General features: G+C 57.0%; 20 protein-coding genes and 1 pseudogene. 2 read left to right on the top strand and 19 right to left on the bottom strand.

The window, feature by feature from the left end:
* Positions 1-51: 51 nt before the first annotated feature.
* The 7 genes from ACRQ5Q_RS07915 to ACRQ5Q_RS07885 form a co-directional block, all read right to left on the bottom strand.
* Positions 52-246, bottom strand: coding sequence for a nitrogen fixation protein NifZ (locus ACRQ5Q_RS07915; protein ID WP_439396889.1), 195 nt, complete (start codon positions 244-246; stop codon positions 52-54).
* Positions 243-557, bottom strand: a complete 315-nt coding sequence (locus tag ACRQ5Q_RS07910; protein WP_439396888.1) for a nitrogen fixation protein NifZ — start codon at positions 555-557, stop codon at positions 243-245. The genes ACRQ5Q_RS07915 and ACRQ5Q_RS07910 overlap by 4 nt, the downstream gene beginning before the upstream one ends.
* A 339-nt stretch (positions 558-896) precedes the next feature.
* Positions 897-1,121: a 4Fe-4S binding protein gene (locus tag ACRQ5Q_RS07905; protein ID WP_439396886.1), complete on the bottom strand. Its 225-nt coding sequence runs from the start codon at positions 1,119-1,121 to the stop codon at positions 897-899.
* Between the two features lie 10 nt (positions 1,122-1,131).
* On the bottom strand, positions 1,132-2,691 hold the full coding sequence (gene nifB, locus ACRQ5Q_RS07900; protein WP_439396884.1) for a nitrogenase cofactor biosynthesis protein NifB: 1,560 nt from the start codon (positions 2,689-2,691) through the stop codon (positions 1,132-1,134).
* Between the two features lie 682 nt (positions 2,692-3,373).
* Positions 3,374-3,598, bottom strand: coding sequence for a putative nitrogen fixation protein NifT (gene nifT / locus ACRQ5Q_RS07895; protein ID WP_271600047.1), 225 nt, complete (start codon positions 3,596-3,598; stop codon positions 3,374-3,376).
* A gap of 5 nt (positions 3,599-3,603) precedes the next feature.
* The gene (gene nifS, locus ACRQ5Q_RS07890) at positions 3,604-4,776 is read right to left on the bottom strand and encodes a cysteine desulfurase NifS (protein WP_439396882.1); all 1,173 of its coding nucleotides are present in this window, start codon (positions 4,774-4,776) and stop codon (positions 3,604-3,606) included.
* Positions 4,777-5,096: 320 nt separating this feature from the next.
* Entirely contained in the window at positions 5,097-5,417 is a 321-nt protein-coding gene (locus ACRQ5Q_RS07885) for an iron-sulfur cluster assembly accessory protein (RefSeq protein WP_439396880.1), read from the bottom strand.
* A gap of 262 nt (positions 5,418-5,679) precedes the next feature.
* Here ACRQ5Q_RS07885 and ACRQ5Q_RS07880 point away from each other — a divergent pair, with 262 nt between their 5' ends.
* The gene (locus ACRQ5Q_RS07880; protein ID WP_439396878.1) at positions 5,680-6,270 is read left to right on the top strand and encodes a hypothetical protein; all 591 of its coding nucleotides are present in this window, start codon (positions 5,680-5,682) and stop codon (positions 6,268-6,270) included.
* A gap of 9 nt (positions 6,271-6,279) precedes the next feature.
* On the opposite strand, the gene ACRQ5Q_RS07875 is transcribed toward ACRQ5Q_RS07880, so the two are convergent.
* Together ACRQ5Q_RS07875 and ACRQ5Q_RS07870 are read right to left on the bottom strand one after the other, a co-directional pair.
* Positions 6,280-6,675, bottom strand: coding sequence for a Rieske (2Fe-2S) protein (locus ACRQ5Q_RS07875; RefSeq protein WP_439396876.1), 396 nt, complete (start codon positions 6,673-6,675; stop codon positions 6,280-6,282).
* 445 nt (positions 6,676-7,120) lie between these two features.
* Complete coding sequence (locus tag ACRQ5Q_RS07870; RefSeq protein ID WP_439396875.1) at positions 7,121-7,969, bottom strand: host specificity protein; 849 nt, start codon at positions 7,967-7,969, stop codon at positions 7,121-7,123.
* A 181-nt stretch (positions 7,970-8,150) separates the two neighbouring features.
* Here ACRQ5Q_RS07870 and ACRQ5Q_RS07865 point away from each other — a divergent pair, with 181 nt between their 5' ends.
* The gene (locus ACRQ5Q_RS07865) at positions 8,151-8,402 is read left to right on the top strand and encodes a hypothetical protein (protein ID WP_439396873.1); all 252 of its coding nucleotides are present in this window, start codon (positions 8,151-8,153) and stop codon (positions 8,400-8,402) included.
* 60 nt (positions 8,403-8,462) lie between these two features.
* Here the strand turns inward: ACRQ5Q_RS07865 and fdxB are convergent, their stop codons facing one another.
* The 10 genes and pseudogenes from fdxB to ACRQ5Q_RS07815 all read right to left on the bottom strand — a co-directional run bounded on the left by fdxB (position 8,463) and on the right by ACRQ5Q_RS07815 (position 17,706).
* Positions 8,463-8,759: a ferredoxin III, nif-specific gene (gene fdxB, locus ACRQ5Q_RS07860; protein WP_439396871.1), complete on the bottom strand. Its 297-nt coding sequence runs from the start codon at positions 8,757-8,759 to the stop codon at positions 8,463-8,465.
* An 11-nt stretch (positions 8,760-8,770) separates the two neighbouring features.
* The gene (locus tag ACRQ5Q_RS07855) at positions 8,771-8,971 is read right to left on the bottom strand and encodes a CCE_0567 family metalloprotein (RefSeq protein WP_439396869.1); all 201 of its coding nucleotides are present in this window, start codon (positions 8,969-8,971) and stop codon (positions 8,771-8,773) included.
* A complete protein-coding gene (locus ACRQ5Q_RS07850; RefSeq protein WP_439396867.1) occupies positions 8,968-9,444 on the bottom strand; it encodes a NifX-associated nitrogen fixation protein in 477 nt (158 codons plus the stop codon). Before ACRQ5Q_RS07850 ends, ACRQ5Q_RS07855 begins: the two co-directional genes overlap by 4 nt.
* Positions 9,445-9,450: 6 nt before the next feature.
* Complete coding sequence (gene nifX, locus ACRQ5Q_RS07845) at positions 9,451-9,846, bottom strand: nitrogen fixation protein NifX (protein WP_439396865.1); 396 nt, start codon at positions 9,844-9,846, stop codon at positions 9,451-9,453.
* Positions 9,843-11,252, bottom strand: a complete 1,410-nt coding sequence (nifN, locus tag ACRQ5Q_RS07840; protein ID WP_439396863.1) for a nitrogenase iron-molybdenum cofactor biosynthesis protein NifN — start codon at positions 11,250-11,252, stop codon at positions 9,843-9,845. The genes nifX and nifN overlap by 4 nt, the downstream gene beginning before the upstream one ends.
* Before the next feature lie 9 nt (positions 11,253-11,261).
* Positions 11,262-12,908, bottom strand: coding sequence for a nitrogenase iron-molybdenum cofactor biosynthesis protein NifE (gene nifE / locus ACRQ5Q_RS07835; RefSeq protein WP_439396861.1), 1,647 nt, complete (start codon positions 12,906-12,908; stop codon positions 11,262-11,264).
* A 74-nt stretch (positions 12,909-12,982) separates the two neighbouring features.
* Positions 12,983-14,539 carry a nitrogenase molybdenum-iron protein subunit beta gene (gene nifK / locus ACRQ5Q_RS07830; RefSeq protein WP_439396859.1) on the bottom strand — a complete coding sequence of 519 codons (1,557 nt, stop codon included), beginning with the start codon at positions 14,537-14,539 and terminating at the stop codon, positions 12,983-12,985.
* A 66-nt stretch (positions 14,540-14,605) separates the two neighbouring features.
* On the bottom strand, positions 14,606-16,108 hold the full coding sequence (nifD, locus tag ACRQ5Q_RS07825; protein ID WP_439396857.1) for a nitrogenase molybdenum-iron protein alpha chain: 1,503 nt from the start codon (positions 16,106-16,108) through the stop codon (positions 14,606-14,608).
* Positions 16,109-16,434: 326 nt separating this feature from the next.
* Positions 16,435-17,203 (bottom strand): annotated as a pseudogene (locus tag ACRQ5Q_RS07820) (aminotransferase class V-fold PLP-dependent enzyme); the annotation flags it as partial.
* A gap of 299 nt (positions 17,204-17,502) precedes the next feature.
* Positions 17,503-17,706 carry a 4Fe-4S binding protein gene (locus ACRQ5Q_RS07815; protein ID WP_439396855.1) on the bottom strand — a complete coding sequence of 68 codons (204 nt, stop codon included), beginning with the start codon at positions 17,704-17,706 and terminating at the stop codon, positions 17,503-17,505.
* Positions 17,707-17,857: the final 151 nt, after the last annotated feature.

Below are 17,857 nucleotides of genomic sequence, written 5' to 3'. Positions count from 1 at the left end.
CCCTTCAAAGCACTCTGATTTCATCTCGAAGACCAGCAGATGAGCAGCTCCTCACCAAAATCGCACAACAAAGATCGGCTCATAAGCTTCGTTGGTGAGAGTATCGATGACGGTCTGGAAGGTGGCTTTGGGGACGAGCAGGTGTCCGTCGGGCTGCGTATTGGTAGATGAGCGGTTCTTGATGAGGTTGGCGGCGGGTTCGCCCCGCTGGCCCCGCCGATATTTGGTAACACCTTGCTTAGTCATGACTCCTCCGGTAATGGCAAATCATCGACCTCTTCGCAGGCATCTACTGGCTCCAGCTCCTTGCGTTTCATGCCAACGCGGCGGCCGCTTTCCAAAAACTCTAGACCGTAGATGTAGAATTGCTGCAAGAAGGTACCGATCGAGATGACGTAGCCCACCTCCCCCTTCTTGACTAAGACGTCGCCAATCTCCTTACCGGGATAGGTGCCATCATTGCGGATGGTGCGATTGGCTCGAAGCTTCTGGCCAAAGCTGAAGACCGGCGGATCTCTTAGCTCGACGACGTCACTGTCGCGAAGAATTCTGTTCATATACCGCTCCTCATGCATCGCTCGCTCTAGAGATGCAGGGACGCCGCATAGCCCGCCAGGCGACATTCCACATCACTTCGTGCCCGCGCGCGATATCGTCAATCACGTCCACGATGGGAGCGCGGCCGGGAAGGCCGCTCTCGGCATTACGAAGCGGCCTCGATGCGCCGCAATGCCGCCTAGCCATGCTGCCGACCAGCAACAGCACTATCGCAGGGTAATCCAGAGCAGTCGCCGTCGATAAAGGAGAGCGAACGTCGGCACCTGCGATCCAACGGGCGACGCCTACGACGTACTCAGCACCAGGTCCTGGCGTGCCGCTCATGAGGGGCTCACGCTTTAGACTGGCGCTTGGTAGCGAGGCAACGACGTGTCAACCACGCAGGTATTGTCGACCGGACAAGCGGCGGCACATTGCGGCTCGTCAAAATGGCCAACACATTCGGTGCATTTTGCCGCTTCGATGACAAAGCTTCCCCCCTTCTCCGAGATAGCAACGTTCGGGCATACGGGTTCGCAGGCTGAGCAGCTCGTACACTGCGAGGCGATGATTTTGAACGGCACATATTTCTCCTTACGCCGCATCGACCCGATCTGCCAACCGACACGCAGGCTCGCCGCGCTGCACGTGCTGGATCTCTTCGCGCTTCACCTTGTCGAGATAGGATCTGAACCAAGCGATCGCCGACTTCTCAATGAACTCATGAGCGAATTGATCAACCGGCTCGATTCCCGCCTTGATCAGACTGCTTTTCGGGCAGCCGCCGATCTTAGCCACGAAGACCGCATGGCAGTCACGGATGTCGCGCATGATCGCGGATAGTCTATCTTCCTCGCCATAGCCGCCCTGGCAGTAACCTTCCACACGCCGTAGACCGACGAACTTGGCGCCGGATGTGGAAAGCTCGTACACTTGGAATTCCTTTGCATGTCCAAAGTGCTCGTTGATCAATCCGGAGCCCTTGGTGGCGACCGCCACCAGAAGAGTGATCGCGCTCATGTCTCCGGAACATTCCGCAAGCTCCTTTTGGCCGGCGGCGACTTTGCAAAGGCGCTCGTTCTCTACCTTTTCCTGATAAGCCTTGCGCATCGCTAAGTCATATTGGACGTCCATTTTCATCACCCGATCGTTTGTGAACTCTGCGCTTCGATCCTCGCCGAGTAGACCGACCGCATCAGCGCGGCACTGGCGGCAATGGCGCATGATGTTTATCTGCCCTTCACAAGCATCGTGCAGCGCCTTTAATTCTTGCGCCGTCGGGCCGCGCTGACCGTTGAGGCCAAATGCTGTTCCGTGCTCGGGCGAGGAGATCAGCGGCATGATATTGTGCAGGAAGGCACCGCGCGACGAGACCGCCTTATTGACCTCAACCAGGTGGTCATCATTGATGTTGGGAATCATCACCGAGTTGACCTTGCACAAAATGCCGCGTTCGCTAAGCATCTCGAGGCCTTGCAGCTGGCGAAGGGTGAGGATCCTTGCCGCCTCGAGGCCGGTGTATCGCTTGTGGTTGAAGAAGATCCACGGATAGATCTTGGCTCCGATTTCCGGATCGACCATGTTGATCGTTATGGTGACGTGGTCAATTTTGGCGTTGACGATCGTATCGACATAGTCCGGCAGTGCGAGTCCGTTGGTTGACAGGCACAGCTTAATGTCGGGAGCCGCCTGGCTGACCAGCTCGAACGTTTTAAACGTCTTTGCTGGATTGGCCAGGGCATCGCCGGGACCAGCTATGCCAAGCACTGTCATTTGTGGAATGGTCGTCGCCACCGCAATCACTTTTCTCGCCGCCTGCTCAGGGGTGAGTTTCTCGCTCACCACACCGGGACGCGATTCATTGGCGCAGTCGTATTTTCGGTTGCAGTAATTGCACTGGATGTTGCAAGCAGGCGCGACCGCGACATGCATGCGAGCGTAATGATGATGCGCATCTTCGCTATAGCAGGGGTGGTTTTTGACCTTTTCCCAGATCCCGATCGGCAGATCGCCTTGACTGTCCTGCGAGCCGCAGCTCGCCCGCCCGGTGTTGGCCGAAGCGCGGCAGCCCTTATGCTCGGTGATGGGCTGCATAATATTTCCGCCATTCACTGCAGCATTGATATACTTTCCGCGTCCCACGACCGCGTTCATTCCCATTCTCTCTGCAAGCATCATCGCCCCAGGTCATTCTTGAGCGCGCTTCGCTGCGTAGCAACTTGCATGCCATGGCAAGGATGTGCGATTGCAACCGTAACCACCGAGTTATCACGACGATAGCGTTGGCGCTTGCAAGAACAGCAATGATGAGCCTGTCGGACAAGCGACAGACGCGTCGCCGTTCTCACTCAGAGCTCCATCGCTTGCGCGCATCCACTCTCGCACTGGACGCGTCCGCATGCGGCTTCATCTAAACGGGCCTTCACGCGCTACCGCTTGCAATTGGGTGGATCCGGACTGAAGGCTAATAGCGGGCGACACGCGTCCTACTATGACGGGCAGCAATGAGGGCAAAAGATGATGGTGCGATCGCCTCGACTCAACTGGCCGAGCGTTGTCTGCGACAACCAAGCCGTCACGGAGGGCTCACGTGCTGATCTTGATATGCTGCGCCGACAGCCATTCTTTCCCCAAATTCTCCCGGGGCAGGGCCAATCTGCGGGCAAAGGAAGCCGACCGGTGCCTCTGGGTGCGCTCAGCACATCGCATATGGATAATTCCGTCACACCAGGACGAGATAGATGACAATACTTCCGGTCCCCAAGCGGGCGCCGAGGTCCACGAAAGTTAGCTTTGCGTCCACCACATCGACAAAGCCGATATCCGTGAGTGCCTTTCACGGATCGTCGCCGCTCTCATCCCGCTTCTTCGCGTCGATTGTGATCGGTAACCGTGTGTCGCTCGCCATCTCGGGCAAATCGAGCACCCAGCCGTTAGCTACTTTGATCCAGCCCCCCCATAAGGTCTCGTACTCGGAGGCCACGATTGGCTCTTCGAGATCCTTTTTTGGCACGTAGATCGACAGGCCCGCGTCCGGAGAACGGCGGATCATGATTTTCACGAGGTCTACTCCCCGACTGTGACGCTGGAGGTGGCGCGCATGCGAGCCACGACATCTGACACTGTGCACACGACCTCGTCGACTTCAGCGAAGGTGGTTTCACGCGAAAGAGAAAAGCGAATAGCGCCGTGAATCCGCCACGCCGGCACCTGCATGGCACGCAGAACATGCGATGGCTGCATTGAGCCCGAACTGCAGGCTGATCCGAGCGACACGGCGATGCCCGCCCGGTTGAGACGGTGGACAATGCCTTCGCCTTCGAGATGGTCGAAGGCAATATTGGTCGTGTTCGCCAACCGATTGCCGATGTCGCCGAGCACAGCGCAGTCGCCATTGCGCAAAATTCCCTGCTCAAGGCGGTCGCGTAACGCGCCAATGCGGAGGCGCTCGGGTTCAAGCCCCTCCGCCGCAAGCTCGGCAGCTCTTCCCAGCCCGACGATTCCGGGAATATTCTCGGTCCCGCCGCGTCGGCCTCGTTCCTGTGATCCGCCCCAGAGCAGCGGCCGGAATTTAATCCCTTTGCGCAAATATAGCGCGCCGACCCCCTTGGGGCCGTGCAGTTTGTGCGCGGATAGCGACAACATGTCGATCGCGCTGTCCTTTAGGTTTAAGCGGACCTTACCAATCGCCTGGACCGCATCTGTGTGAAACAGCGCGCCCGCCTCACGGGTCAACCCGGCCAGAAACTCCACAGGAAACATCGTTCCGGTCTCGTTATTGGCCCACATAACCGAGGCAATCGCTGTTCGTGGCCCAATCGCGCAGCGAAACGCCTCGATGTCGAGCCTGCCGCAAGCATCTACGGGTACAATGCGCGTCTTGATTTCCCTTGCCGCCAACTGCTCCGTTAGCGCAAGTACGGCGGCGTGCTCAACCGAAGTGGTGACCACCTCGTCCCGACCTTCTTGCGTCGCAAGCGCAGAGAGGATTGCGGCATTATTGGCCTCGGTCCCTCCCGAGGTGAAGACGATTTCGTGATCGTATGCACTACCCAACAGGCCGCTCAGGCTTCTCCGGGCCTGCCTCACAGCGACTGCGACTTCGCTGCCGAAGGCATGTGTTGACGAGGCATTGCCGAATTGCTCAGTGAAGAATGGCAACATGGTTTGCACGACGGATCGATCAGTCCGCGTCGTTGCATTGTTATCGAGGTAGATCGGCGCTCGATTTTCGCTCAATCCACCACCTCGCCTGCAGCAGCAACGAGGACCAGGCGATCCAATCCTCCGATCGTATTTACCAGTCGCGCCTGAATGCCTCCTAACCTTCTCGAAAGCTTGCACGACCTGCCAGTACCGGCCGGCCCTGCCAAGTGCATGCTGCTACCGTGCCGATCAGCTAACAATCGCCACCGCCGGCTTGCAGATTGGGCCGGATCTCTTCGTGCGTGCAGCGAACGCGACCTTCCCGCTTCGTAGTGAACGACGATCTCCTCAGTTGTTCTGGTTCGGCCGGCTCGGTTCAATGCCTTCTCCTCATCATTGACCAATGTTTTCCATCAGCCGAACGATTTTCCGCAGGAGCAGTTCGCCGTCGCGTTCGGGTTATGAAAGGTAAAGCCAGAGCTCTCCGGTGACAGCACGAAATCAATAGTCGTGCCGACCAGATGCTCACGGCTCTTGTTATCTACGAACACCCTCAGCCCATCGCGTTCGATTACGGTGTCGTCAGGCTTTGGTTCCTCGACGAGGCCCATCTTGTATTTGAATCCATTGCAGCCGCCTGCTTCGATCATGACGCGCAGACCGCCGGCTGGGCGCGCCGACGATGAAATGGCGCTTTTGATTGCATTCACTGCGCTATCCGTCAGGTTGATCACGTCTTTCCCTCATCAGCTTGGACCCAGCTAAGAGCAAGTCACGTGCCAGCGCGCTGACGCCGAGTGATGCTCACTTTCGCGCGGTCGGCTTCGGAACGGATGTCGGGATCATGACAAGGCTACTTGAGGCGGTTCCGGCCACGGGCGCGTTTTCTTTCTAAGCTACATTGAAGGCCGCCGCCACGCATGCGGCGGCAGGCGATTTGCATCTCATCTGACACCGACAAAAGGGTCGGTGAGGAGCTTAGTCGAGGACAATTTAATGACTGCAATCGAGAACACCGCACTCGGCAGACTTGAGAAGGAGGGCCGCCTTCTCAACGCCGTACTCAAAGGCGCGACCACCAAGCCAGGCCGGTTCGGCTTTCGGGGCGACATCGCACTAAAGTTCCAGACTCAGGTCGCTGACGAGAAACGTCCGCCAGACTATTCGATCGAGCAGGTTCTGACGATCGCGCTAGACGGAGAACGCACCATTCCTGTGCTGGCCGGCTACTTACATTCCTTCGCGTATCTTGCTGACGTCGCGACCGTCCTCGACGGTGCCTTAAGCCCAACCGGCCGCTACTTCATTTTCTGCAACAACATCGATTTGCTGGCTAAATACCGAGTTAAGCTCGGCGGGTTTAACTTCCACGTCTTACCGTGCGATGAATCCACCGTTTGGAAGGAGCTGATGGACCTGGTCGGGCTGAACAAGGACGACGTCAAGAAGCTCGATCCGGGCGGCAAGCTCGATTACCTCCTCGATGCCACAAAGGATCTCGATCTATCCTATGAGGAGATCTCGTATGACGACGGGCTCAAGAAGATGGAGGCTGTGAAAAACCGCAACGAGAACCGGCCGGTCTGAGCGCGGTCTTCAGTTGTTGGCCGACGCATCGTCCTCCACAAGATGCACACCGACGACGCAGATGTCACCATCCAGAACGACTAACGCGATCGGCGTGAGCGCTCTGCCTTGACATGGACCTTCGACGCACCGCCCGGTGCCGAGTTCGAAGGTCGAACCGTGCTTGCCGCACATCAGCCGGATGCCGTATGGATCGAGGAATTGGTTCAGTTCCCAGTCCAAATTGACGCCGTTGTGCGGGCATTTATTCACATAGCCAAGCACCTTTTTGCCCCAGCGCACCACAACGATGGGCCACGGCCGGTGATTGCCGTCATCTTCGACGACCATTAGATGGAATCCCGTGGCCTGGCGGCTCGGAATGTCGTTAAAGCTGCAAATCGCATAGGTGAGATTTGGCTGCATTCACCGCTCGTTTGTTACAATGTTTTCTTCATTGTCGTTGTGCAATCATTATGCAAGAAATGTACAACTGCCGAAGCGGACCGTGTCTGCGGTAACCTACCTCAGAAGGCCATTGCAGCTCGCCCAATTACCCACGCATGCTCTTTCGATGAAGGCTGCGCAGCTGCAGCTTTCGGCTTCAGGCATTCTGCGCCATTTGCGTGATGGCTACATGCGGCGGCTAGTCGTTGCTGCTCGTTGATGGCCACGGCCTTCAGGCCGTTACTGCTGTCGGGTCGTGTATCTCACCAAAGCATCGTAAGTGCCTTCGGAGAAAGGTTGACGGTCGTTTTCAGCCTGCGAGGGCGACGCAGCGAGCGTGCGCCCCCTATGAAGAAAGGCTGTTTAGCCCTGTATAGGACGGTCAAATACCCGTCACTTCAGGTCCGTTCCTATTGCAGCCAATTTACTCCATGTGCAGCCCCCTAAAAGTGCGCTCCAACAAATATGTTTCGATGCCATCATCATCCGACGAATCTGTGTCGTAGCTTCTCTGAGGACCGACATCAGTGCCCCCAGCTTTCGAAAGATACTTCGTAGGCTTGTCAGCCCGTTGCCACGGTTCGTTCTCGTTCTTCGTCCACACATCGGGGTGTTGGTGAGGATCAAGCACCCAGTAGTTACGACCCATGTGAACAAAACCCATTTCCGCTAGCCGAGGTTCCATGCCTGGTAAGGCGGGCCGCGACAAGATCAGCGGATGGTCGCCGTCCTCTCGCAGTTGATGTTCTAGCAAGATATCACCAGCGTTCTCGACCAGCGGATGAGTTACCCTAAGATCAACTACGGACGTGACGTGGTCGCGTCCAAACTGTTGCTGAAATTGGTCTCCTTTTATCCGCGCCGGGCCTCCGGCTCTCATAAGCCCGACAATTTCGTCTCCCAACTGATAGGCGTAAAACCGTGCTGGCTTACTTGGATCGTAGTAGGTGCCGAGGTAACCTACTGCAACCATTGCTGCGCGCTCTGCCTTCTTGGAGACGAAGTCCGAGTACTCTTCTGGGTGCTCGGCGATTTGCCTGATATCGTCGCGCAAAAATCTTTCAACTCCGCGGTTGAAGGTGCCTTGGTCGATTTCTCTAATGGGCGGTTCGGAGACGAGAGAGTATGATGCCGCTGGTTCGGATGACGACTCAGCTGGCCCCATCCCTGCAATTGCTTGCGCAAACCGGGGGCTATCTCCCGCTTCTGACGAATCGTCAGTTTGGTTACCGCTTGTGAACTGGCTGGATGAGCCAACGATTCTGTCATACATCAGACCGCTCTCCTATCGGCAAAGTTGCACGTGAGCTCGTGCCGCGCAAGCTCTGCCGACGAGGATAGAATTCCTAGCTGACCACAACCTGTCCATCGCAGTCTGCGCTTCCGCGTGTGACTACCCCACGCAGTCAGCTGGTGAGTTACAGATACTTCCCGCGACGAACCGCGACTTGTAGGTGGAACCGCACGTCATATCGCCGGCTGCCGATCAATCGAAGAAACCGACGCTTGAGGATAAAGTGCTGCGCGAAGCGCAGCTCGACTTCTACGAATACATGGACCTTGGAGACGAGTGGTCTGTGAGCAACGGATATGATCGGCATGACATAGCCGGCGGCCATCCATCACCAGGCAATGCTTGCGCTTCAGCTTGCTCGAATTGCTTAACCGACGTTCTTCTGGCACGCCATCCGCACCACTTTACCTGATCACAATTGTGCCTTTCCTCACCTATGTCTCGCCTGCCGAGACAGGACGCGTTTGTTCGCTCACGCCTGTTCAGATGCGGCAGGAGTGTGACTCTGGCAGTTGGCCGGGCAAACCCTGGCGCATGCAGCGCAGCCAATGCAGGCGCCTTGATCATTCAGAACCATAATCTTCTTTTCGATCTCATCGTCGTCGTCGTCGAGGTTGACAAGTTCGCCGTCCTCACTGATTCCTTTCAACGTCATGACATCTCGGCCGCACACCTTGAAACAGCGGCCACAGCCGATGCACTTTTTGGCATCGATCGAGGTCAGGTATTGGGGCGTCCAGTCGCGGCCGTCTCGCGTTGCAAATGACATGCAGTCCCCCTTCAAGCATTTTCCAGCGCTTTCAGCTCGCGATGCTTGCGCTCGAGTTCGGCATGGACATCGTACGCCTTCTGCGCCACCACCATGATCGAGGTCCAGTTGGTGGGCAATTCTTCCGAAAGGTCGTGCAGATCCATCTTGGCTTGTGTCGCCTTGACGGACAGTTTCTTTAGTTCTGCCTTCAGTGTTTCACGATCGCTCATGAGTATCCCCAATAGTTCGCCACGTCCGGAAATTTCCGAATCAGGTCGATTCCGTCGCTGACACATCTGTCGCCCTGCTGCGCGAGCTTTGCCACACTATCGAATCCGAAGCGATGCACATCGCGCAGCTGCTTGTTCACGGCGATCAAACGGCCTGAGATGAGCACCATGCGGACGAAGCCTTCATGATGCAGATCCAGAATCGGCTGGGTCATCGCGCCGGTCTCTCTCTCGATCGAGAGCGCGACCGCATCGAAGAACAGCTTAAGCCGCCACAACGTATCCTGATCAGGACCACCGATAATGGGCAATGCGCGCCGGTTCTCCTTGTCCAGAATATAGAGTTCGAGCAGCTCGAGATCGCTCTTCGTCTCCCAGGCTCCGTTGGTGTCCTGAGCACGCCAAACCTTGATCAACTCCATGAGGAAAGGCGCGTCGGAGGCGCTCCCCTGCTGCCCTCTTTTCCCAGTCATATCACCTCATTCGTCGAACTCGAACGTACCCCGTCGGTCCTTTGTCATGGCCTTGCGTAGCCAAGGAGGTGGCGTGCCCTTTAGTACGCCCTCGAGTTTTTCGAGCAACACCAGAATGCTTTCTGGCTTATTCACCTTGATAGGATGGACCTTGTTGGCCACCACTCGCGCAGCCCCAGCACCGCCAATGGCGGCGACGTAAAGGATTGCGCAATCCTTGATTGCTTCGATCTTCGGCACCAACTTGTCGTCACTACCGTCTTCCTTAAGATCGCCGCCAAACTCAACCGCCTTGAGAAACACGTGCCCGCCAGGCGTGACATCGTAGATTGCGATATTCTTTGCCCAACCAAAATGGGCATCGACGCGTCTCAGGTCTTGAGTGGCAAACGCGACCTTCATGCAGTGGAGCTCTCAGCTGCGCCGGTGGAGCTGCGGTACCCCGAGCGTCGTGGCGATCCGGCCGCAGTCCGCCATCTATCGGGCGTAGGGTGGTCGTTCTCCTCGCGGTGCGCGATAACGAGATTGGCGATATCGAAGATCACATTGCGCGTACCACGATAGCCCACGGATAGTTGGTGTGCCGCGCCGAGTCGATCGAACATCGGAAAACCTGTACGATAGAACGGCACTTTCAGCCGCGCCGCCGCTTGCCTTCCATGCGAATGCGTGATCAGCAGGTCACAACGTTTTCGTTTGGCAAGTCCTTCCAGATCTTCGAGATCGCCAATGAGCACCTCCTTGGTCTTGATCCGCTCGATCACCTCCGACTGAGTGGTCGTCACGGCGACGGTCACCTGCGCTCCCATATCGTGCAGCATGCTCGATAGATCGAACAGAAGGTCTGGCTCAGCACCGATCGCGACCTCGCGACCGCCTATATGGAAGTGAGCATCCAGCATAGCGTCCGCGAGCTGACTGCGCTGGCGTCGATATTTCAAGGGTATTGGGCGGCCGCTAATCTCGCTCAAAAACGTCATGAATTCGTCGTTCGGATGGAGACCACACAGCCGCTCGAACACGCGAAAAGGCACGCCGGTCTTAGCCTGCATGATCTCAGCCGCGCGCTGCATCTGCGCACCGATTGCAATCGTCCATCCTGCGCGCCCCATGCTCGCGATTTCGTCGACGTCAATGCCGCCGATGGTCGTTGACGTAAACTCATCGGGGATATGCCCGTCGAGGGACCCCGCCAGGTCAGGGAGGAAGGAGGGGCACAATCCGAAATCCTCCAGTAACACACGGAGTTCATCAAGGTCGCCGGGCGTCAGGTGACACCCCGGCAGAACATTCACTTTCGATGGATACCACAGGCCACTGGCGCTGGGCCGGTCCACCAGCACCTCCACCATGCGTGCAACAGCCTTCTCCCAGCCATCCTGGAACGCGCCCTTAAAATCAGGCGTTGAGACATACACCAGTGGCAACTTTGCGAGTTGCGGATGATTGCTCCGGATTAGCTTGAGGTATGCATCCACATCGTCGCCGTTGGTTTCGGTGACACCGGTCGAGCAGATCCCGATGATCTTTGGCTTGGTACGGTTATAGATGTTCAGTATCGCCTGCTCGAGATTCTCATAGCCGCCGAGTACGGTCGCAACCTCGCTCATCGCGGTGGTCTGCAGCGGTATTGCTTCTTTGAAATGCCGCACAAAGAGCGTGAGCCCGAAGGATGTGCACCCCTGGGAGCCGTGCAGAAGCGGCATCGCCCCGCGCAGCCCCATGAAGGCGTATGCGGCGCCGATCGGCTGGCTCATCTTCAGCGGGTTGACAGCGCAGGCTTTTGCTGGCGCCGTGACGAGGGCCATGACGACTCCCTACTCTGCGGCCTGCCGCATGTCAGACGGCTCGGACACAAACATATCTTCGATGCGTCTTCGACAGCAGCCACCACCCGCATTGGTATGCTCTCGGACCGCGGCGACGCTCCTCAAGCCGTGCAGGTAAATTGCATCCTCAATCGTGCCCAGATCAACGCTCTTACACACGCAGATCTTCCTTGCGCGCCGCGCGGATTCGGCGAGCGCCGGATCGCAGGCGACTGCGCCCGTCGGCGCTTGCATTTGCTCCCTCGCCTTGGCCAATGCCTCCCATGGCGCTGGTCGACGTAGCTGCTCCCACATCGGACTGGAGAGTGACTTATCGATCTCCTCCACCAGCTTAACCATTCCGACATAGCCCATATAGGCGTGGCAACGCTCCTGGTTGATATCAAGCCACGGCACCGCCGCCTTCAGCGCGACAAACTGGGACTTGCCGCCTGATAGCATGATGTCCGCTTTTGCGTCCTTCAACATCTTGTACATTTCGCGCGCGGTCATGTCCTCGATCATGTGGGCATCCTGCCCCATGAGCTCCTTGATGCGCTCCTTGTCTTCCCTGGTCGATTTCTTCACGCTAGTTCCGACTAATTCCAGCCCGGCTTCCTGGAGTGCCGCAACGACCGACCATGACTTGACGCCGCCCGTCATCAACAAGGCCTTTTTGCCTTCGAATCGTGGCTTGTACGGCTCGATGGCAGCCCACGCCCGCGCTTCCTCGCGTGCGATCACCGCTTCGGTGCGCCCGAGCAGATCTGTCGGGGCGCCGCGTTCAACCAATAAGCGGGCGAGCTGACGTAGCGATTCGCTTGAATCCTGAATACCGTAGAACGATCCCTCGAAGAATGGGATCCCGTAACGTTGCTCCATCTTGCGTGCCACATTGATCATAGACTTTGAGCACACCAACATCGCCGCCCTCGCGCGATGAGATGAAGCGACTTCGCGATATTTACCATCGCCGGAGATGCAGCAGAGAATTCGCACTCCCAGCTCGTCTAGCAATGGACTCACTTGCCAGAGCTCTCCCGAAAGGTTGTATTCTCCGATCAAATTGATGTCGTACGGAGTGATGTAGTCCGGTTCTCTCGTTCCGATCACATAGTCGAGCAAGGCCTCGCCGGCGAGTTTGTTACCGAGGTTCTTCGAACCGACGAAGCCCGGAGAATTGATCGGGATCACCGGCTTTGAGAATCTTTGAGATGCTGCCTTGCAGACTGCGTTGATGTCATCGCCGATCATCGCCGGGATGCAGGTTTGGTAGACGAAGATCGCGGGCGGATCGTACTTGTCGACGATCTCCTTGATCGCTTTGCAGAGCCGCTTCTCGCCTCCGAAAACAATATCGGTTTCGCTCAAATCGGTTGTGAATGCGGTGCGCCACAGATCCGAGCCGGACGACGCCGCCCCGCGATTGTCCCAGGAATTACCCTCGCACGCGATCGGACCATGAACCAAGTGAGCGACATCGGTGAACGGCTGCAGCGCAACCTTCGCGCCATCGAAAGCACAACCGCCGGCAGCGCTACCCGGCTGCAACTGTCTGGTGCAGCCGTTCCTGCGCTCAGCCTCTGACTTACTGGCATTCTTGGCGCAGCCCGGCTCGTCGAAGATATTCTGGACCGTGGCCGCTAGTGAACTCATCCTGTTTCCTCTCAGGGCAAATAAATGCTCGTGCCATCGTCCTGTGCTTGGGCGATGGCACCTGTAGTCGCTCATCAACGAATGATGTCGAAGCTGTAGTCCGTCTTGCCAAGAACGTTGGTGTTCTTGTCGATCTCGTCGAAGATCTTGTCCAGGATCTTCACCAGTACATTCAGACCGCCCTGATAGCCCCATACGGGGGAGCGGTGATGGTGATGCCGATCAAAGATCGGAAAGCCAATGCGGATCAGTGGCGTTCCGGTATCACGCTCCAGGTACTTTCCGTAGGTGTTTCCAATCAGAAAATCGACCGGCTCGGTGAACAAGAGTGAGCGCATGTGCCAGAGGTCTCGACCCGGATAGACTTGGCAGCCCTGCCCAAATGGCGAGCTTGCAAGCAGCGCCTGCATTTTTTCTTCCCACGCTTTGTTGCCGTTGGTGGAAAGCACATGAATCGGTTCGGCGCCGAGTTCGAGCAGAAACGCAGCCAATCCATAGCAAAGATCCGGGTCGCCATAGATCGCGAACTTCTTGCCGTGAACATGAGCGCTGGAGTCGGCGATGGCATCAACCAGGCGACCACGTTCTCGCGCGAGTTGCTCGGGAATATCCTTTCCGCTGATGCGTGACAGCGCGACGATCAAGTCATCCGTCGCGGATAAGCCCACCGGATAGTTGAAGGATACAACGTCCTGGCCGTGCTCCGCCACGAATGCCAGCGTTTTTTCCGTGCACCACTGCTGCATGGAAATAGTCGCCTTGGCGTGAATCGCGTTCGCCGCATCTTCTAGCGTCGTACCACCCTCATACATCCGGAATTCGCCGTCTGTCGGGGTATCGAACACTTCAGAATTATCGGCGAGAACCGTGTGCTGGATGCCCATCAATTCCAAGATGCGCTTGGTCTCGCGAAGGTTGCCGACGGTATAGCCATCGAATCCACCAATGATATTGATCGCCCCATTCGGTTTGCGCTCCAGTTTCGGCGCTGTTCCGGCCTTGCCGTCCCAAAAATGCTCCAGAATACCCTTGAGCGCATTGTCATAACCGGTGACGTGGCTGCCAACGAACGCCGGCGTGTGGGCGAACGGCACGTCGAAGTCCGCCGGAACCGAGCCTTTTTCCTTCGACGTCTTGATGAAGGCGTTGAGGTCATCGCCGATCACTTCGGCCATGCAGGTAGTGGAAACCGCAATCATCTTCGGTTTGTACATGTTGTAGCTGTTCGCGAGCCCGTCGGTCATGTTGTTCAGACCGCCGAATACGGCAGCGTCTTCCGTCATCGACGAAGAGACACAGGAGCTAGGCTCCTTGAAGTGCCGCGATAGATGACTGCGGTAATAGGCCACACAGCCTTGCGAGCCGTGGACGAAGGGCAACGTGCGCTCAAAGCCAACAGAGGCGAATACGGCGCCAAGCGGCTGGCACGCCTTGGCCGGATTTACCGCTAGCGCCTCCCGCGCAAAGTTCTTTTCGCGATACTCGGAGGTTTTCGTCCATTCCTTGATACGTTCGACCTCGGCAGGATCGCGAGGATTCTCGAATATCTTCTTCTTGGCCAGCATCTGCTGGTATTCTGGATCGCGGAACAGTTCGACATGATCGAGCACATGTTCGGCACTCTGCGCCATTGGTGAAATCCTTCACTATCGAGATTTGTATCGCCCCGGCTTTCCCAGAGAGCGAGATGAATCGCTTTATTCTGCAGCCTGGAGCTTGGCGCTTGAAGCTTCCTTCCAGGGAGCCTTCGTTTTCTTCCAAACCGGCGCGTTGACGGCCATGTCCATGTCGCGGGCAAAGATCGCAAACCCGTCATAGCCGTGATATGGACCCGAATAGTCCCACGAATGCATCTGCCGGAACGGCACACCCATCTTTTGGAAAACGTACTTTTCCTTGATGCCCGAGCCGACAAGGTCAGGCTTGAGCTTTTCGACGAAGCGCTCAAACTCATAGCCATTGACGTCATCATAGATGAGCGTGCTGTCCTTCACGTAGTGCTGAGCTGTGCGCTGATAGTCGTCGTTGTGACCGAACTCGTACCCGGTGCCAATTACTTCCATCCCTAGGTCCTCATATGCGCCAATAACATGGCGCGGACGGAGCCCGCCGACGTACAGCATCACCGTCTTGCCGTTCAGGCGCGGGCGATATTTTGCTATCACGGCATCCACTAGCGGCTGATACTTCTCGATCACTCGCTCGGCGCCTTCCTTGATCTTGTCGTCGAAATAACCTGCAATCTTGCGTAGCGACTCCGCGATCTTTGAAGGTCCGAAGAAGTTGTACTCGCACCAGGGGATACCGAACTTCTCTTCCATGTGGCGGGAGATGTAGTTCATTGAGCGATAGCAATGCAGAATGTTGAGCTTTGCCTTCGGCGTTGCTTCGAGCTCTGCCAGCGAGCCGTCGCCGGACCACTGCGCGATCACGCGCAGGCCCATCTCCTCCAGCAGAATTCTTGATGACCACGCATCGCCGCCGATATTGTAGTCTCCGATGATCGCAACATCGTACGGCGTCGGCTCGAACTTTGGTTTGCCGTCGCCCTCGAGGTGGCCGAAAATCCAATCGCGCACCGCATCGTTAGCGATGTGATGGCCTAGTGACTGCGACACGCCCCGGAAGCCCTCACAACGGACCGGAACGATGGTTTTGCCGCCATATTCCTTGGATTTCGCTCTTGACACGGCCTCAATATCGTCGCCGATCAGCCCTATCGGACATTCCGATTGGATCGTGATGCCGTTGTTAAGTGGAAACAGCTCTTGGATTTCATCAAGGATTTTGTCCAGTTTTTTGTCTCCGCCGAATACGATATCCTTTTCCTGGAAGTCGGAGGTGAACTGCAGAGTCACGAAGCTATCGATGCCGGTCGTGCCGACGTAATAGTTGCGTCGCGAGCCCCACGAATACTGACCGCAGCCGACCGGGCCATGGCTGATATGAACCATGTCCTTGATTGGTCCCCAGACCACTCCCTTTGACCCTGCATAGGCGCAGCCTCTGATCGTCATCACGCCAGGTATGGATTTGATGTTGGACTTCACCCCGCAGTCTGACCTGCCGGCTTGGTGGACGTTGAGGTGCTTGGCACGCCGTTTCGCGGTTTTTTCCGGATAGACCTTAAGCACCTCCTCGATCAGCTCTTTGTTGCGAGCCCTGATTTCTGCGATGCTCTGGGTCGTGGCGAGACTCATCTGATGTCCTTCAAAGGTTAGCTATTGCGAGGGCGGCTTCTTGACCCAAGTTTTGCAACCAGCATGCCAGCGTCTCGTCAGCACAAAAAGCCGAACAATCAAAGTTGCTTAGCGCGCCTCGTGCGGGAAAAGATGTGTTGTTGCGAATCCGACATCGCGCTTTGCGCAGAGAACTCTTGGTTTGGGCCTGTTCGAAATGAAACAAGGTGGGATGTGCGTGAAAATCCCTGCCCAGCTCGAGCGTATCCGGCGCCGCAGTACTCTGGGATCGAAGGCGGAAGGCTGCTGCAAGGCCGGCTGACCGTCACAGGCTTGCCAATGCAGACCTACAGGTGCTCGCCTGCTGCAATGCTGATGAGGTGCGCGATCACATCCAGAGCTCTATGCGAGCGCCTCGCCGCGTGAACGTCGTAGGCTCGCCCAGAGCAACTGCCGCGGTCGATCAGGGCACGCACGAGCACATCGATCTCTCCGCGTGCATTGTAAAGTCCAATGGACCCACGGCACGTCGCCGGCACGCCGAATTGGTTGAGCAGCGGCATAGCACAGGCGCCCGCCCCGCTACACCGGCGCGGTCCATGAAGGTGGAAGCCAGCCTCTCCTGCGCGTAAGCGATTGCCTGCGGATCTGCAATGTAATCGATAGCCGCGCTTAAAGCGATGGCTTCGGCGATCGGCGGCGTACGCGCTTCGAACCGGGGGTGGCGGATCGCCATGAATAGCACCGCAACGCGACACCTCGCGGATCATGTCCCCACGGCCATTAAAGGGCGGCATCGATGCTGGGTGCGCAGACTTGCCGTAAGCACACCAGTCCCAGTCGGATCACACTGTTTGTGGCCGGTCATGACGTAGAAATGGCAATCGATATCGCAGACTTTGGCGGTCTGATGGACGTATCCTTGCCAGCCGTCGACCAGCACCGGATACACGCGGGCATGCGCATCCCCACCGCGTCTTTCACCGGCAACACGGGCAGAGTACGCGACATTTGTGTGATCGCAACCATCGTGGTGCGCGGGCTCAGGAGTCGCTCAAAATCATCGAGCAAGAAATTGCCGTCACCGACCGCCCGGGCCCATCTGATCACTGCGCCAGGAAGCATCGACAAACGTGGAAGAACTCATACCCCTAACAGACAACCTGACGACAGCGAGCGGAGCTTGGGTTCGCGGGAGAACCTCAATAAGTTCGCGTTTGCCTTCTTTAAGGACTGGCCGAAACACGATTGCTTCTCAATCCTCGAACGGACCGATCATCGAAGCGGCGGCAATCTGAGCGGATTGCGCAAGCCACCGCGAAGTCGGGCCAGCGACTGAGTAAAACAGGAGATGGATTGAAAGGCGGCGGCTGTCGAGTACCTCCATAAATTCGTGCGGGAGCTCCTCTCATCGGCTACCCCACCTTTTCCGGCACGCATGTATCGGGCACCGGGCAAACGACGGCGCATTGCGGTGCGTCAAAATGGCCCTCACATTGGGTACACTGGGACGCACTGATCACATATATGTCGTTCTTCAGGCTGATCGCGGCATTGGGACACTCGAACTCACACGCACCGCAGACGGTGCACTGGGATGCGATTATCTTGTAGGCCATCACTGCGATTCCGTAAGCAAAAGTGCGGGACGGTTTCTTGTTATCAAGTCTTGTGCCAGACAGTTTGAGCTTGGTTCGTCTGCACTATTTTCCATAACGCAAGTCGCCGCCTCGACACGGTGTCGCAAATCCTACAAGGGGCCTGACAGCA

The organism is Bradyrhizobium sp. PMVTL-01 (genome assembly GCF_051861855.1).
Lineage (GTDB): Bacteria > Pseudomonadota > Alphaproteobacteria > Rhizobiales > Xanthobacteraceae > Bradyrhizobium.
The sequence above is the reverse complement of the archived record's forward strand: the minus strand, read 5'-3'. Positions and strand labels throughout refer to the sequence as shown.

What these genes read in the sequence shown, in the direction of transcription:
- nifB (WP_439396884.1), bottom strand. Translation starts at nt 2,691, where the DNA reads ATGAACGCGGTCGTGGGACGCGGAAAGTATATCAATGCTGCAGTGAAT.
- nifN (WP_439396863.1), bottom strand. Translation starts at nt 11,252, where the DNA reads ATGGCCCTCGTCACGGCGCCAGCAAAAGCCTGCGCTGTCAACCCGCTG.
- ACRQ5Q_RS07870 (WP_439396875.1), bottom strand. Translation starts at nt 7,969, where the DNA reads ATGTATGACAGAATCGTTGGCTCATCCAGCCAGTTCACAAGCGGTAAC.
- nifX (WP_439396865.1), bottom strand. Translation starts at nt 9,846, where the DNA reads ATGAAGGTCGCGTTTGCCACTCAAGACCTGAGACGCGTCGATGCCCAT.
- ACRQ5Q_RS07880 (WP_439396878.1), top strand. Translation starts at nt 5,680, where the DNA reads ATGACTGCAATCGAGAACACCGCACTCGGCAGACTTGAGAAGGAGGGC.
- ACRQ5Q_RS07855 (WP_439396869.1), bottom strand. Translation starts at nt 8,971, where the DNA reads ATGAGCGATCGTGAAACACTGAAGGCAGAACTAAAGAAACTGTCCGTC.
- nifD (WP_439396857.1), bottom strand. Translation starts at nt 16,108, where the DNA reads ATGAGTCTCGCCACGACCCAGAGCATCGCAGAAATCAGGGCTCGCAAC.
- ACRQ5Q_RS07910 (WP_439396888.1), bottom strand. Translation starts at nt 557, where the DNA reads ATGAACAGAATTCTTCGCGACAGTGACGTCGTCGAGCTAAGAGATCCG.
- ACRQ5Q_RS07850 (WP_439396867.1), bottom strand. Translation starts at nt 9,444, where the DNA reads ATGACTGGGAAAAGAGGGCAGCAGGGGAGCGCCTCCGACGCGCCTTTC.
- ACRQ5Q_RS07875 (WP_439396876.1), bottom strand. Translation starts at nt 6,675, where the DNA reads ATGCAGCCAAATCTCACCTATGCGATTTGCAGCTTTAACGACATTCCG.
- nifK (WP_439396859.1), bottom strand. Translation starts at nt 14,539, where the DNA reads ATGGCGCAGAGTGCCGAACATGTGCTCGATCATGTCGAACTGTTCCGC.
- ACRQ5Q_RS07815 (WP_439396855.1), bottom strand. Translation starts at nt 17,706, where the DNA reads ATGGCCTACAAGATAATCGCATCCCAGTGCACCGTCTGCGGTGCGTGT.
- fdxB (WP_439396871.1), bottom strand. Translation starts at nt 8,759, where the DNA reads ATGTCATTTGCAACGCGAGACGGCCGCGACTGGACGCCCCAATACCTG.
- nifE (WP_439396861.1), bottom strand. Translation starts at nt 12,908, where the DNA reads ATGAGTTCACTAGCGGCCACGGTCCAGAATATCTTCGACGAGCCGGGC.
- ACRQ5Q_RS07915 (WP_439396889.1), bottom strand. Translation starts at nt 246, where the DNA reads ATGACTAAGCAAGGTGTTACCAAATATCGGCGGGGCCAGCGGGGCGAA.